Source organism: Amycolatopsis thermalba (genome assembly GCF_023376025.1).
Taxonomy (GTDB): Bacteria; Actinomycetota; Actinomycetes; order Mycobacteriales; family Pseudonocardiaceae; genus Amycolatopsis_E; species Amycolatopsis_E thermalba.
In genome coordinates, this window is the sequence record NZ_CP091196.1 from 2,295,673 (window position 1) to 2,308,619 (window position 12,947).

16 protein-coding genes are annotated in these 12,947 nt (G+C 69.9%); 11 read left to right on the plus strand and 5 right to left on the minus strand.

All coding sequences use genetic code 11. The annotated features are described in order from the left end of the window. Positions 1-93 precede the first annotated feature (93 nt). The 5 genes from tig to L1857_RS11330 all read left to right on the plus strand — a co-directional run bounded on the left by tig (position 94) and on the right by L1857_RS11330 (position 4,862). On the plus strand, positions 94-1,482 hold the full coding sequence (gene tig, locus L1857_RS11310) for a trigger factor (protein WP_094007768.1): 1,389 nt from the start codon (positions 94-96) through the stop codon (positions 1,480-1,482). Positions 1,483-1,624: 142 nt separating this feature from the next. Next, a complete protein-coding gene (locus tag L1857_RS11315) occupies positions 1,625-2,239 on the plus strand; it encodes an ATP-dependent Clp protease proteolytic subunit (RefSeq protein WP_094007767.1) in 615 nt (204 codons plus the stop codon). Positions 2,240-2,265: 26 nt separating this feature from the next. Then, positions 2,266-2,895 (plus strand): ATP-dependent Clp protease proteolytic subunit, encoded by a 630-nt coding sequence (locus tag L1857_RS11320; protein WP_094007766.1) that lies wholly within the window; start codon positions 2,266-2,268, stop codon positions 2,893-2,895. A gap of 227 nt (positions 2,896-3,122) precedes the next feature. Beyond that, on the plus strand, positions 3,123-4,418 hold the full coding sequence (gene clpX, locus L1857_RS11325; protein WP_094007765.1) for an ATP-dependent Clp protease ATP-binding subunit ClpX: 1,296 nt from the start codon (positions 3,123-3,125) through the stop codon (positions 4,416-4,418). 42 nt (positions 4,419-4,460) lie between these two features. Beyond that, positions 4,461-4,862, plus strand: a complete 402-nt coding sequence (locus L1857_RS11330; RefSeq protein WP_094007764.1) for a hypothetical protein — start codon at positions 4,461-4,463, stop codon at positions 4,860-4,862. 469 nt (positions 4,863-5,331) lie between these two features. On the opposite strand, the gene L1857_RS11335 is transcribed toward L1857_RS11330, so the two are convergent. Then, a complete protein-coding gene (locus L1857_RS11335; protein ID WP_116113006.1) occupies positions 5,332-6,264 on the minus strand; it encodes an alpha/beta hydrolase in 933 nt (310 codons plus the stop codon). A gap of 74 nt (positions 6,265-6,338) precedes the next feature. On the opposite strand from L1857_RS11335, the gene L1857_RS11340 reads away from it, so the two are divergent. After that, positions 6,339-7,235 (plus strand): LLM class flavin-dependent oxidoreductase, encoded by an 897-nt coding sequence (locus tag L1857_RS11340; RefSeq protein ID WP_116113025.1) that lies wholly within the window; start codon positions 6,339-6,341, stop codon positions 7,233-7,235. 3 nt (positions 7,236-7,238) lie between these two features. Here L1857_RS11340 and fdhD read toward each other — a convergent pair whose 3' ends face one another. After that, positions 7,239-8,075, minus strand: coding sequence for a formate dehydrogenase accessory sulfurtransferase FdhD (fdhD, locus tag L1857_RS11345; RefSeq protein ID WP_116113003.1), 837 nt, complete (start codon positions 8,073-8,075; stop codon positions 7,239-7,241). 99 nt (positions 8,076-8,174) lie between these two features. On the opposite strand from fdhD, the gene L1857_RS11350 reads away from it, so the two are divergent. Next, a complete protein-coding gene (locus L1857_RS11350) occupies positions 8,175-9,533 on the plus strand; it encodes an L-lactate MFS transporter (RefSeq protein WP_116113001.1) in 1,359 nt (452 codons plus the stop codon). Further along, positions 9,530-9,664 carry an MFS transporter small subunit gene (locus L1857_RS35385; RefSeq protein WP_275895917.1) on the plus strand — a complete coding sequence of 45 codons (135 nt, stop codon included), beginning with the start codon at positions 9,530-9,532 and terminating at the stop codon, positions 9,662-9,664. Before L1857_RS11350 ends, L1857_RS35385 begins: the two co-directional genes overlap by 4 nt. Here L1857_RS35385 and L1857_RS11355 read toward each other — a convergent pair. Next, complete coding sequence (locus tag L1857_RS11355; protein WP_275895918.1) at positions 9,661-10,122, minus strand: SDR family oxidoreductase; 462 nt, start codon at positions 10,120-10,122, stop codon at positions 9,661-9,663. The genes L1857_RS35385 and L1857_RS11355 overlap by 4 nt on opposite strands. Positions 10,123-10,187: 65 nt before the next feature. Here L1857_RS11355 and L1857_RS11360 point away from each other — a divergent pair, with 65 nt between their 5' ends. Next, a complete protein-coding gene (locus tag L1857_RS11360) occupies positions 10,188-10,571 on the plus strand; it encodes a MarR family winged helix-turn-helix transcriptional regulator (RefSeq protein WP_249464994.1) in 384 nt (127 codons plus the stop codon). On the opposite strand, the gene L1857_RS11365 is transcribed toward L1857_RS11360, so the two are convergent. Then, on the minus strand, positions 10,533-11,192 hold the full coding sequence (locus L1857_RS11365; protein ID WP_249464998.1) for a GntR family transcriptional regulator: 660 nt from the start codon (positions 11,190-11,192) through the stop codon (positions 10,533-10,535). The genes L1857_RS11360 and L1857_RS11365 overlap by 39 nt on opposite strands. Positions 11,193-11,258: 66 nt before the next feature. On the opposite strand from L1857_RS11365, the gene L1857_RS11370 reads away from it, so the two are divergent. Beyond that, positions 11,259-11,678 (plus strand): VOC family protein, encoded by a 420-nt coding sequence (locus L1857_RS11370; RefSeq protein ID WP_116112993.1) that lies wholly within the window; start codon positions 11,259-11,261, stop codon positions 11,676-11,678. Continuing rightward, positions 11,675-12,430 (plus strand): SDR family NAD(P)-dependent oxidoreductase, encoded by a 756-nt coding sequence (locus L1857_RS11375; protein ID WP_094007758.1) that lies wholly within the window; start codon positions 11,675-11,677, stop codon positions 12,428-12,430. Before L1857_RS11370 ends, L1857_RS11375 begins: the two co-directional genes overlap by 4 nt. Here L1857_RS11375 and L1857_RS11380 read toward each other — a convergent pair. Then, complete coding sequence (locus L1857_RS11380; protein WP_116112987.1) at positions 12,427-12,888, minus strand: MarR family winged helix-turn-helix transcriptional regulator; 462 nt, start codon at positions 12,886-12,888, stop codon at positions 12,427-12,429. The two genes, L1857_RS11375 and L1857_RS11380, sit on opposite strands and share 4 nt — an antisense overlap. Between the last annotated feature and the right edge of the window lie 59 nt (positions 12,889-12,947).

Genomic DNA, 12,947 nt, shown 5'->3' on the forward strand with positions numbered 1-12,947 from the left:
AGTCGCTGGCCTAGACTCGGCCTTTGGGCACCGCCGTGCCCGCTTGTCGGCTACCACCCGAAAACCAGGTTTTCACGGCTCGAGGAGAACACGTTGAAGAGCACCGTCGAGCAGCTCAGCCCGACGCGAGTCAAGATCAATGTCGAGGTGCCGTTCGACGAACTCAAACCGAACTTCGACCGCGCCTACTCCAAGATCGCCTCGCAGGTCCGCATCCCGGGCTTCCGGCCCGGCAAGGTGCCCGCCCGCGTCCTGGAGAGCCGGATCGGCCGCGCGCCGGTGCTCGATGAGGTCGTCAACGAGGCCATCCCGGCGAAGTACCTGGAGGCGGTCCGGGCCGGCGAGGTGCGCACCCTCGGCCAGCCCGACTTCGAGGTGACCAAGCTCGAGGACCGTGAGGTGCTGGAGTTCACCGCCGAGGTGGACATCCGCCCGGAGATCACCCTCCCCGACTTCAGCGGCCTGTCGGTCAGCGTCGACGACGTCGAGGTGACCGACGAGGAGGTCGAGGCCGAGCTGGACAACCTCCGCGCCCGCTTCGGCACCCTCAAGGGCGCCGAGCGCCCCGCCCAGGACGGCGACTTCGTGTCGATCGACCTGTCGGCCACCGTCGACGGCCAGGAGGTCGAGGAGGCCGCCACCACCGGCCTGTCCTACGAGATCGGTTCGGGCCAGCTGGTCGAGGGCATCGACGAGGCCATCATCGGCGCGAACGAGGGCGAGACCAAGACCTTCACCACCAAGCTGGTGGCGGGTGAGTACGCCGGCCGCGACGCCGAGGTGTCGGTGACCGTGCAGAGCGTCAAGGAGCGCGAGCTCCCCGAGGCCGACGACGAGTTCGCCCAGCTGGCGAGCGAGTTCGACACCATCGACGAGCTCAAGTCCGACCTGCGCGAGCGCCTCGGCAAGATGAAGAAGGTCCAGCAGGGCGTGCAGGCCCGCGACAAGATCCTGGACGAGCTGCTGGAGACCGTCGACGTCCCGCTGCCGGAGAAGGTCGTCGAGGCCGAGGTCGAGAACCGCAAGCACGACGCGATCCACGACCTGGACCACAGCGAGGAGAACCTCGCCAAGGTGCTGGAGACCCAGGGCAAGACCCTCGAGGAGTTCCACGCCGAGCTGCAGACCGAGGCGGAGAAGGCGGTGCGCACCCAGCTGCTGCTGGACACCGTCGCCGACGCCGAGCAGGTCCAGGTGGGCGACGCCGAGCTGACCGAGCGGATCATCTACCAGGCCCAGCGCTTCGGCATCAGCCCGGACGAGTACGTGCAGCGGGCCCAGCAGTCCGGCCAGCTGTCCGCGATCTTCGCCGACGTGCGCCGCGGCAAGGCGCTGGCCTCGATCGTGCGCAAGGCGACGGTCACCGACGCCTCCGGCGCCGAGATCGACCTGAGCGACCTCTTCGGGGACGAGGAGGAGGCCCCCGCGGCCACCACTGAGACCGAGGTCACCGAGGAACCCGCGGCTGCTTCCGAGAAATAAAGCTGTCAGCGAACTTGGGCGGTACCGGGCATGCCGGGCCGCCCGAGTTCGTTAGGGTCGGTTACAAGATCTCAGCATCTTCGACAGTGCACAGTGGATCTCCCTCCCCGGGAGAGCCACAGCGGTGAAAAGGCAGGCAGACGTGACGCAGCACAAGGCAGAGGCACGCAGCTCGACCGCGGGCCTCAATCTGACCGACTCGGTGTACGAGCGGCTGCTCCAGGAGCGCATCGTCGTCCTCGGCTCCGAGGTCAACGACGAGGTGGCGAACCGGATCACCGCGCAGCTCCTGCTGCTGTCCGCGGAGGACTCCGAGTCGGACATCCGCTTCTACATCAACTCGCCGGGCGGCTCGGTGACCGCCGGGTTCGCCATCTACGACACGATGCAGCTCATCGAGCCGGACGTGGCGACCTACGCGATGGGCCTGGCCGCCTCGATGGGGCAGTTCCTGCTGTCCTCGGGCGCCCCCGGGAAGCGCTACTCGCTCCCGCACGCGCGCATCCTGATGCACCAGCCGTCGGCCGGTGTCGGCGGCACCGCATCCGACATCGCGATCCAGGCCGAGGTCTTCGGCAAGTGGAAGCAGGAGCTGGCCCGGATCACCGCCGATCAGACCGGTCAGACGGTCGAGCAGATCATCGCCGACGGCGACCGGGACCGCTGGTTCACCGCCGAGGAGGCGCGGGAGTACGGCTTCGTCGACCACGTCCTCACCCGGGAGAACCAGCTCCCGTCCAGCAACGGCAGCCGCTGACCGGGCCTGACGAGGAGAAAGCTCTCATGAACAACTTCCAGCTTCCGCAGTCCCGGTACATCCTGCCGTCGTACGTGGAGCGCACCAGCTACGGCGTCAAGGAATCGAACCCGTACAACAAGCTGTACGAGGAGCGGGTCATCTTCCTCGGCGTGCAGGTGGACGACGCGTCGGCCAACGACGTGATGGCCCAGCTGCTGCACCTCGAGCACGAGGACCCGGACCGCGACATCACGATCTACATCAACTCGCCGGGTGGCTCGTTCACCTCGCTGATGGCGATCTACGACACCATGCAGTTCGTGCGCCCGGACATCCAGACCGTCGCGCTGGGCCAGGCCGCCTCCGCGGCCGCGGTCCTGCTGGCGGCCGGTACCAAGGGCAAGCGGCTCGCGCTGCCCAACGCCCGCGTGCTGATCCACCAGCCGGCCACCGAGGGCACCTACGGGCAGGTCTCGGACCTGGAGATCCAGGCCAACGAGATCCAGCGGGTGCGCCGCCTGATGGAGACCACGCTGTCCAAGCACACGAACAAGACCGCCGACGAGGTCCGCGCGGACATCGAGCGGGACAAGATCCTGACGGCCGAGCAGGCCAAGGAGTACGGCATTATCGACGAGGTGCTGCCGTACCGCAAGGCGTCGCAGATCGGCTGAGTCCTGGCCCCGGGACTCTGGCCCGGGCCGGTGCGTGTCCTACCCGGCACGCCCCGTCCCCCGGTTTAGGGTCTCGGGGCGCCCGGCGCCCGCTGGTCCTCCCGCGCGGCGCTCCGGGCGGGTACCGTCTAGGGGCAGCGGCCATTTTTCCCGCTGGCTCGGCGGTGAGGGCAGGAACACGATCAGGTGTGCCGGCAGGTGCACCGGAGGGGAACAGGTCAACGGTCATGGCACGGATCGGCGACGGCGGGGACCTGCTGAAGTGTTCTTTCTGCGGGAAGAGCCAGAAACAGGTGAAGAAGCTCATCGCCGGACCTGGCGTCTACATCTGCGATGAGTGCATCGACCTGTGCAACGAGATCATCGAGGAGGAGCTGGCCGAGGCCGGCGAGGTCAAGCTCGACGAGCTGCCCAAGCCGCTCGACATCCACGAGTTCCTCGACCAGTACATCATCGGCCAGAGCGACGCCAAGCGGACGCTCGCCGTGGCGGTGTACAACCACTACAAGCGCATCCAGTCCGAGGACAAGACCGGTCCGAAGGACGCCAAGGACGAGCCGGTCGAGCTGGCGAAGTCGAACATCCTGCTGCTCGGGCCCACCGGCTGCGGCAAGACCTACCTCGCGCAGACCCTGGCCAAGATGCTGAACGTGCCGTTCGCCATCGCGGACGCCACGGCGCTGACCGAGGCCGGGTACGTCGGCGAGGACGTCGAGAACATCCTGCTGAAGCTGATCCAGGCGGCGGATTACGACGTCAAGCGCGCCGAGACGGGCATCATCTACATCGACGAGGTCGACAAGATCGCCCGCAAGTCGGAGAACCCGTCGATCACCCGGGACGTGTCGGGTGAGGGTGTGCAGCAGGCGCTGCTGAAGATCCTGGAGGGCACGACGGCGTCGGTGCCGCCGCAGGGCGGACGCAAGCACCCGCACCAGGAGTTCATCCAGATCGACACCACGAACGTGTTGTTCATCGTGGCGGGCGCGTTCGCGGGCCTGGAGAAGATCATCAACGAGCGGGTCGGCAAGCGCGGCCTGGGCTTCGGCGCCGAGATCCGCACGAAGGCCGAGATCGACGAGAGCGACGTCTTCTCCGACACGATGCCCGAGGATCTGATCAAGTTCGGGCTGATCCCGGAGTTCATCGGCCGTCTCCCGGTCGTGGCGAACGTGACGCACCTGGACAAGCATTCGCTGGTCCGGATCCTCACCGAGCCGCGCAACGCCCTGGTGAAGCAGTACAAGAAGTTGTTCGAGATGGACAACGTCGAGCTGGAGTTCACCAAGACGGCGCTGGAGGCCATCGCCGACCAGGCGGTGCTGCGTGGCACGGGCGCCCGCGGCCTGCGCGCGATCATGGAGGAGGTGCTGCAGCCGGTGATGTACGACATCCCGAGCCGCACCGACGTCGCCAAGGTCGTCATCACCGAGCAGACGGTCCGCGAGAACGTCAATCCCACGATCGTGTCGCGCCAGCCCTCGCGGCGCCGCAGCAGCGAACGTGGCGAGAAAACGGCCTGATCTGCGTGAAGGCGGTTCCGCCGCGCTCGCTAAGCTAGTCCGATGAGCGTGGAGGGGGCTGGTCCCCGTTCGGGTGCCGGCGAGGGCACCGCTCCGGCCGAGGCCGGGGACACCGTCGTTCCGGAGGGGCGGGACGACGTGCGCGGCATCAGCGATCTGACGTTCCGGATCGTCGCGCCGTACCTGAGCAGCGCGGCGCTGTACAAGGTCACGCTGGTGCTGTTGGGGCTGATGACGGCGGCCTGCGTGATCGCCGCCCCCGTGCGGCTCTCGGCGCTGCCCCTGATCCCGCTCCCCGTGCTCGGCCTGGGCTTCTACGCGCTCCGCCGGGTACGCGCAGCAGGCACCGAGTACCGCCCCTTGCTGCGCTGGTCATGCGTACTCTTCGCGGCGACGCTGTTCGGGTTGTGGCTGCTGTCGGTGGTGGGCCGCTGGGTCAGCTGACCTGGCACTGCCGGCGGCCGGCAACGCAAGGGAACCGGCACTCGGCTGTCCGCGCGGCAGCCCAGCAAACCGCCGGCCGGCAACGCGAGCCGACCAATACACACTCAAAGAGAGGGGGCGGGGGAGGTGGCACCCAAGGTGACCGTCCGGCGCCGTAGGCGCCTCCGCCCGTAGGGCGGGCTCTTCGCCTGCCTAACGTCACCTCTAAAGATCAAAAGATGTCCTCGCCGGACGGGCAGGCTCCGGGATGACGGGGGACCGTTGTTGTCTCGCCTCGGGCAGGTGGTCGCTGGGTGGTCATCCCGTCGCCTTCCGGTTTGTGTGTATCACTTTGAGCCAGGCCCGCAAGGTTGGCATGTCATCTCGCGTTGGCAGCGGATGTTGCGGGCCTGGCTCAAAGTGATCGTTGCGGTGTCAGGCGACGGGATGACCACCCAGCTTCGTTGGGGTCAAAGATCAAAAGCGGGCGCTACGCGCCGGGGTGGTGCCTGCCGAGGAAGCTCACCATGCTTGGCACCACCGTGCGGTTGAACGAGTCGCCGTGTTTGCCCTTCGCCGTGTAGCCGATTTCCGGTCTCGTCTCGGCGATGAAACGTCGGGCGCCGCTGATGAACGCGTCTTCCGTGCCGCACCACACGGCCGTGGGGATGCCGGCCGTCGCGCCCAGGTTCCTCAGCGGGTCCATCGATGCCCAGTCGGCCTCGTCGCGGAAGGCGTTGCGCTTCGCCATCTCCGTCCAGGACAGGATCAGCGCCGGCGCCAGCAGGGCCAGCGCCCCCACCGGCTGACGCCGCTCCACCCGGCGGCGGGCGTACAGCAGCGAACCGAAACCGCCCATCGACATCCCGGTGCAGGCGAACGGCAGTCCGTCGACGCCGCCGAGGCCGCGTTCCCGCAGCCACTGCGGAACCTCCTCCAGCAGCATCCCCATCGGATCGTCACCGGGGATGTTCTCGTGCCAGTAGTTGTCCCCACCGTCCACCGCGACGAACCCGAACGGCTGAACCCGCTTCCGGGCGACCTGGCTGGCCAGCTCGGCGAGCGTCCCCGTCGGCGCCGCCGTCCTGGCCCGTCCGCGCAGGCCGTGCAGCAGCAGCGACACCGGCAGGTTCCGCGGCGGCGACTTCGACGGCAGCAGGGTCACCAGGTCGACCATCCGGTTCCGGTACCGCGACCACACCCGCTCGACCTTCGCGACCCCGATCTGCGTCGCCGGGGAGGACGACGTCACACCGAGCGCCCGCTGCAGCGCCTCGCTCACCGGCAGCACCCCGGTGGCGGTCCCGGCGGCGAACGCGGCGATCCCCAGGCCCGAAGCGCCCGCGATCAGCACCGAACGGCGGCTCGGCCGCCTGCGCGGTTCGGTCGCTTCGTCCTCGTTCACCTGGCCTCCCGGCGCCATTGAACATCAATCCCGCTACCCATGTCGTGGGAAGGGCCGGAAGCGATACACCGGACGGGACTAGTCTCGTGATCGTGCGGTTCGCGATCTCGATTCCCCAGTTCGTGGCGGACGGAGCCTTCGACCCCGGCGCCTTCCGCGCCTACCTGCGGCGGGCCGAGGACCTCGGTTTCGAGAGCGGCTGGACCCAGGAACAGGTCCTCGGCGCCTTCCCGCACCTCTCGGCGAACGAAACCATGGCCTACGCGTTCGCGTGCACCGAGCGCCTGCGCCTGGGCTGCGCCGTCCACGTCACCCCGCTGCACATCCCCGCGCACCTGGCGAAGAGCCTCGCCACACTCGACCAGCTCAGCCGCGGCCGCTTGGACGTCGGCGTCGGCAGCGGCGGGCGCAACCGCCCGTTCGGCGCGTTCGGCCTCGACGGCGAGGCGCACGTCGCCCGGTTCACCGAAGGCATCCGCCTGCTCAAGGCCCTGTGGACCGAAGAGGAGGTCGACTTCGACGGCCGCTTCTGGCAGCTCGAGGGCGCCACGATGGAGCCCAAGCCGTTCCAGAAGCCCGGCCCGCCGCTGTGGTTCGGCGGCAGCCACCCGAACGCCCTCGCCCGCGCCGTGAAGCACGGCGACGGGTTCTTCGGCGCCGGCTCCTCGACCACCGCGGCCTTCGCCGAGCAGGTCAAAACGCTGCGCGAGCTGCTGGGCGGGCGCGAGGACTTCCAGATCGCCAAGCGCGTGTACATCTCGATCGACGACGACGGGAACGCCGCCCGGCGCCGCGCCGCCGACGGTCTCGCCGGCATCTACGGCAAGCGCGGCCTGGAGGCCGTCGCCGTGGCCGGCACCCCCGAGGAGTGCGTGGCCGGGGTCCAGGAGGTCGCCGACGCGGGTGCGGAGCTGATCCTGTTCACCCCGTTCGCCGACCAGGCCGAGCAGATGGAACGCGTGGCCGCCGAGGTCATGCCGCGGATCTGACGCTCACACCCCGGCCGGCTCCAGCACGCGCTGGTCGCCGGTGTAGAGGTTCATGCTGGTGCCGCGCAGGAACCCGACGAGGGTCATCCCGTTCTCCTCGGCCAGCTCCACCGCCAGGGACGACGGAGCGGACACGGCCGCGAGGAACGGGATGCCCGCCATCGCGGCCTTCTGCACCAGCTCGAACGACGCCCGCCCGGAGACGAGCAGCCCGCAGTCCGACAGCGGCACCCGGCCCTCCAGCAGCGCCCAGCCCAGCACCTTGTCGACCGCGTTGTGCCTGCCCACGTCCTCCCGCACGGCCAGCAGCGACCCGTCCGCGCGGAACAACCCGGCCGCGTGCAGGCCGCCGGTGCTGGCGAACACGCGCTGCTGCGCGCGCAACGCCTCCGGGAGCCCCGCGAGCACGTCGGTGGTCACGGCGAACGCCGACTCCCCGGGCGCGAAGCGGGTCTTGAGCTTCACCGCGTCCAGCGCCGCCTTGCCGCACACCCCGCACGAGGACGTCGTGTAGAAGTTGCGCTCCACGCCCGTCTCCGGCGGCGCCACGCCCTCGGCCAGGGTGAGGTCGAGGACGTTGTAGGTGTTGCGGCCCTGGTCGTCGACGCCGTCGCAGTACCGGGCCGTGAACACGTCGTCCCGCGACGCGATCACGCCTTCGGACAGCAGGAACCCGTGCGCCAGCTCGACGTCGTGGCCGGGCGTGCGCATGGTGACGGCCAGGGCCTTGCCGCCGACCCGCAGCTCCAGCGGCTCCTCGGCCGCCAGCAGGTCGGCGCGCCGCGTCCGCCCGCCGTCGGTCAGCTTCCGCACCGGTCGTCGCACCGTCACGCGCCCCATCGGGCACTCCATTCCACTCATCGACGACAGGAGCTTGCCGTGCCGTCGCGCATCTAGTAAGAAATTGCAGGCTCAATCACCAGCGTAGGGGAGCCCGCCGTGGCCGTCACATTCCTCGACCGTTCGCACAGCATCGCGCCTCCGGACTGGAGCCGGTGGCTGATCCCGCCGGCGGCCCTGTCGGTGCACCTCGCGATCGGCCAGGCCTACGCGTGGAGCGTGTTCAAACCGCCGCTGGAGAAGGCCCTGGGCCTGTCCGGCACGCTCAGCGCGCTGCCGTTCCAGCTCGGCATCGTCATGCTCGGCCTGTCCGCGGCCTTCGGCGGCACGCTGGTCGAGCGCAACGGGCCGCGCTGGGCGATGTTCGTGTCGATGACCTGCTTCTCGACCGGCTTCCTGGTGTCCGCGCTGGGCGCGTTCACCTCCCAGTACTGGCTGGTGGTGCTCGGCTACGGCCTGATCGGCGGCGTCGGACTCGGCATCGGTTACATCTCGCCGGTGTCGACGCTGATCAAGTGGTTCCCGGACCGGCCGGGGATGGCGACCGGGATCGCGATCATGGGTTTCGGCGGGGGAGCGCTCATCGCCTCGCCGTGGTCGAGCCAGATGCTGGAGTCGTTCGGGTCCACGCCGAGCGGTATCGGCACGTCGTTCCTGATCCACGGTGTGGTGTACGCGTTGTTCATGTCGCTCGGGGTGTTCCTGGTGCGCGTGCCTGCCGAGGGCTGGAAGCCGAAGGGCTGGGAGCCGGCGGCGGTGAAGGCCCGGTCGATGATCACCACGGCGAACGTGTCGGCGGCCAACGCCATCAAGACGCCCCAGTTCTGGTGCCTGTGGGTCGTGCTGTGCTTCAACGTGACCGCGGGCATCGGCATCCTGGAGAAGGCGTCGCCGATGATCACCGACTTCTTCCGGGGCACGCCGGTGCCGGTCGGCGCGACCGCGGCCGCCGGTTTCGTCGCGTTGCTGTCGCTGACCAACATGCTCGGCCGGTTCGTGTGGTCGTCCACTTCGGACATCGTGGGGCGGAAGAACATCTACCGGATGTACCTCGGTGTGGGCGCGCTGCTGTACCTGGTGATCGCCCTCGCCGGCAATTCGTCCAAAGTGGTCTTCATCCTCGCGGCCATGGTGATCCTGTCCTTCTACGGGGCGGGTTTCGCCACGATCCCGGCGTACCTGAAGGACATGTTCGGCACCTACCAGGTGGGCGCCATCCACGGCCGCTTGCTCACCGCGTGGTCGGCGGCCGGCGTGCTCGGGCCGCTGATCGTCAACGCGATCGCCGACAGCCAGAAGCACGCCGGCAAGCAGGGACCCGACCTCTACACCACGTCGTTCTACATCATGATCGCGCTGCTGGTGGTCGGCTTCATCGCCAACGAGCTGGTGCGCCCGGTGAACGCGAAGTACCACGAGCCGGAGAGCGCGGACGCCGCGCGCGAGGAGGCGAAATGAGCACGACGGAGCAGAGCCCCGCGCGCCGCCGGGTGTGGCTGATGACCCTGGCCTGGTTGTGGGTGGGCGTGCCGTTCCTCTACGGGCTCTACGAGCTGATCCTCAAGGTGATCAAGCTGTTCGGCGGCTAGAACAGCCCGCCCCCGGCGTGGATGGTCTTGCCGGTGATCCAGCCGCCGTCCGCCCAGGCGAGGAACGCCACGACCGAGGCGATGTCCGGCGGCTCGCCCAGCCGCCCCAGCGGGGTCTGGGCGACCGTCGCGGCGAGGCGGTCCGCGCTCATGCCCGCGTCCAGCGCGTCGCTGCGGGTGGCGCCGGGCAGGACGCTGTTCGCGGTGATCCCCCGCGGGCCGAGTTCCTTGGCGGCCGCGCGCACCAGCTGGTCGCCGGCGGCCTTGCTGGCCGCGTAGACGCCCGTGTGCGGCCGGGTCGTCGCGACGGTCCCGCTGGAGATCAGGATGGTCCGCCCGCCGTCCCGGAGCCGGCCGGCGGCTTCGCGCAGGGCGGTGAAGGTCGCGCGGGTGTTGGTGGCGAAGACCAGCTCGAAGTCCTCGTCGGTGGCCTCGGCGAGCGGCGCGAACCGCGCGATGCCGGCGTTGGCGCGAGCCGCCCGGTCTGGCCAGGGCGGTCGCCGCGCTGCACCGCGAGGCGGCGGTGCTGTACGCGGGCATCGCGCGGGAGTTCGACCTGACGAGCCAGCAGACGCAGGTGCTGTGCGCGCTGTCGCGGCGCCCGTCGTTCGGCGAGCTGGCGGCGCTGCTGGGCTGCGACAAGACGAACGTGACCGGGATGGTCGACCGACTCGGCAAGCGCGGCCTGCTGGCGCGCGAGCCGGACGAGAAGGACCGGCGCATCAGCCGCATCGTGCTGACCGCCGCGGGGGAGGAACTGCGGGAGCGAATCCGGCGGCGGTTCGCCGAGCTGGTGGCGGAGCGCTTCGCCGCGTTGAGCGACGAGGAACGCGCCGGCTACGCGAGCCTGGTCGAGGCGCTCGGCGGCTCAGGCGCGCAGGCTCTCGATCAGCCCCCGGCACGCTGACTGCACGTGCTCCTCCGCCAGGTCGCCCAGCCCCTCGGTCCGTCCGGCACGCAGCAGCGTCGCCAGTTCGCGGTGTTCGTCCACCACGCGGGTCCGGTAGTGCTCGTGTGACAGCCGCACCCGGTGGGCCTGGAACAGGTGCACCTGCGACCGCACGGCCTCCCACGCGCTGGTCAGCCTTCCGTTGCCCGCCATCGCGTACACGCAGTCGTGGAACTCGATGTCCAGCGCCACCAGCCGGCCGCCGTCCGCCGCGCCGTCCACCTCCCGTTCCATCGCCGCGACCAGGCGGTCCAGCTCGTCGAACTGCTCCGGCCGTCCCCGCGCCGCCGCGGTCAGCGTCGCCAGCCGGTCCAGGGCCGCGCGCACCGCGTAGACCTCGGTGATGTCGGTCTCGCTCAGCTCGATGATCCGCGTGCCCCGGTGCCACTCGCTGCGCACCAGCCCCTCGCGCTCCAGGATCGCCAGCCCCTCGCGCACCGACCCGCGGCTGACCTGCAGCGACGCGGCCAGCTCGACCTCCCGCAGCGCGCTTCCGGGCGCGAAGCGGCCGGACAGGATCTCGTCGCGGATGCGGTCGGCGGCCTCCTCGGCCAGACCGCGCCGCCGGGCGGGTTGCATGTACTAATGTTGACATTACGACATACCTCGGGTCAAGCTGGAGCCACCGACTGAGAAGGAGGCACTATGACCCGCCCCGCGTTCCACCTCGCGATCCCGGTCGACGACCTCGGCCGCGCCCGGGAGTTCTACGGCGGGGTGCTCGGCCTGCCCGAGGGCCGCTCCGACACCAAGTGGGTGGACTGGAACTTCCACGGCCACCAGGTCGTCACCCACGTGGTCGAGGGCGCGCGCAACGAGGCCGGCCGCAACCCGGTCGACGGCCACGACGTCCCGGTGCCGCACTTCGGCCTGGTCCTGACGGTCGAGGCCTTCCACGAGCTGGCCGGCCGCCTCAAGGACGCCGGCACCCAGTTCGTCATCGAGCCCTACCAGCGCTTCGCGGGCGAGCCGGGGGAGCAGTGGACCATGTTCCTGCACGACCCGGCCGGCAACGCGCTGGAGTTCAAGGCCTTCCGCGACGAGTCCCAGCTGTTCGCCAAGTGAGCCGCGGCGTTCTCGTCACCGGCGCGTCGGCGGGCCTGGGCCGCGCGATCGCCACGGCCTTCGCCGAGCGCGGAGACCGTGTCGCGGTGCACTACAACTCCAACCAGGCCGCCGCGGAAGCCACCTTGACCGCCCTGCCCGGCGACGGGCACGCGCTGGTCCAGGGCGACATCCGCGAGGCGCGGCACCTCGCCGACACCGCCGAAGACGCGCTCGGCGGGGTCGACGTCCTGGTCAACAACGCCGCCGTGGTGACCACCACCGAGACCGCGCACCCGCTCGCGGACACCACCTTCGAGCACTGGCGCGAGGTCTGGCGCCAGTCGGTGGAGGTGAACCTGCTCGGGGCGGCGGACATCACGTTCTGCGTCGCCCGGCACATGATCGCCCGCGGCGCGGCCGGACGGGTGGTCAACGTCGGCTCGCGCGGCGCCTTCCGCGGTGAGCCGGACCACCCCGCCTACGGCGCGACCAAGGCCGCGCTGCACTCGCTCGGGCAGTCGCTGGCGGTGCACCTCGCGCCGCACGGCATCGCGGTCGCCACGGTCGCGCCCGGGTTCATCGCGACCGAGCGCGTCGCGGGCTGGCTGACCGGCGAGCGCGGCGACGCGCTGCGGGCCCAGTCGCCGTTCGGCCGCGTCGCCCAGCCGCAGGAGATCGCCGCGGCCGTGGTCTACCTGGCCTCGGCGGAGGCCGAGTGGGCCTCCGGCGCCATCCTCGACCTCAACGGCGCCTCCTACCTGCGGTCCTAGGGACAGTCCTCCGGGCGAACCACCTTCAGGATCCGTTCCGAGATCGCCCGGAGGGCTTCCACCTGGTCCCGGGTGAGCACGTCGAACACCAGCTCCCGCACGCTGTCCACGTGGTGCGGCGCGGCCTGCTCGATCGCCTCCCGGCCCTCCCGCGTCAGCACGATGAACGCGCCGCGCGCGTCGTCCGCGCACTCCTCGCGCGCCACCAGCCCGCGCTTCTGCATGCGCCGCAGGTGGTGCGACAGCCTGCTCTTCTCCCAGTCCAGCGCCCTGGCCAGCTCGAACACCCGCACCCGGCCCTCGGGTGTGTCCGTGAGCTGCACCAGCACCTCGAAGTCGGGCAGCGACAGCCGGGAGTCCGCCTGCATCCGGCGGCCCAGCGCGGCGTTGAGGTGACTCTGCATCTTCACGTACGCGCGCCACGCCTGCTGTTCACCGTCGTCGAGCCATCGGGTCATGCCACCGAGTATAGCGGGAATAGTTGACGCGTCATCTAAGTTGTGTCACTGTGTCGATG

Coding starts and splice junctions, on each gene's coding strand:
- L1857_RS11365 (WP_249464998.1), bottom strand. CDS start 11,192: ATGCAACCCGCCCGGCGGCGCGGTCTGGCCGAGGAGGCCGCCGACCGC.
- fdhD (WP_116113003.1), bottom strand. CDS start 8,075: ATGGGGCGCGTGACGGTGCGACGACCGGTGCGGAAGCTGACCGACGGC.
- L1857_RS11320 (WP_094007766.1), top strand. CDS start 2,266: ATGAACAACTTCCAGCTTCCGCAGTCCCGGTACATCCTGCCGTCGTAC.
- L1857_RS11335 (WP_116113006.1), bottom strand. CDS start 6,264: ATGGCGCCGGGAGGCCAGGTGAACGAGGACGAAGCGACCGAACCGCGC.
- clpX (WP_094007765.1), top strand. CDS start 3,123: ATGGCACGGATCGGCGACGGCGGGGACCTGCTGAAGTGTTCTTTCTGC.
- L1857_RS35385 (WP_275895917.1), top strand. CDS start 9,530: ATGAGCACGACGGAGCAGAGCCCCGCGCGCCGCCGGGTGTGGCTGATG.
- L1857_RS11330 (WP_094007764.1), top strand. CDS start 4,461: ATGAGCGTGGAGGGGGCTGGTCCCCGTTCGGGTGCCGGCGAGGGCACC.
- L1857_RS11370 (WP_116112993.1), top strand. CDS start 11,259: ATGACCCGCCCCGCGTTCCACCTCGCGATCCCGGTCGACGACCTCGGC.
- L1857_RS11380 (WP_116112987.1), bottom strand. CDS start 12,888: ATGACCCGATGGCTCGACGACGGTGAACAGCAGGCGTGGCGCGCGTAC.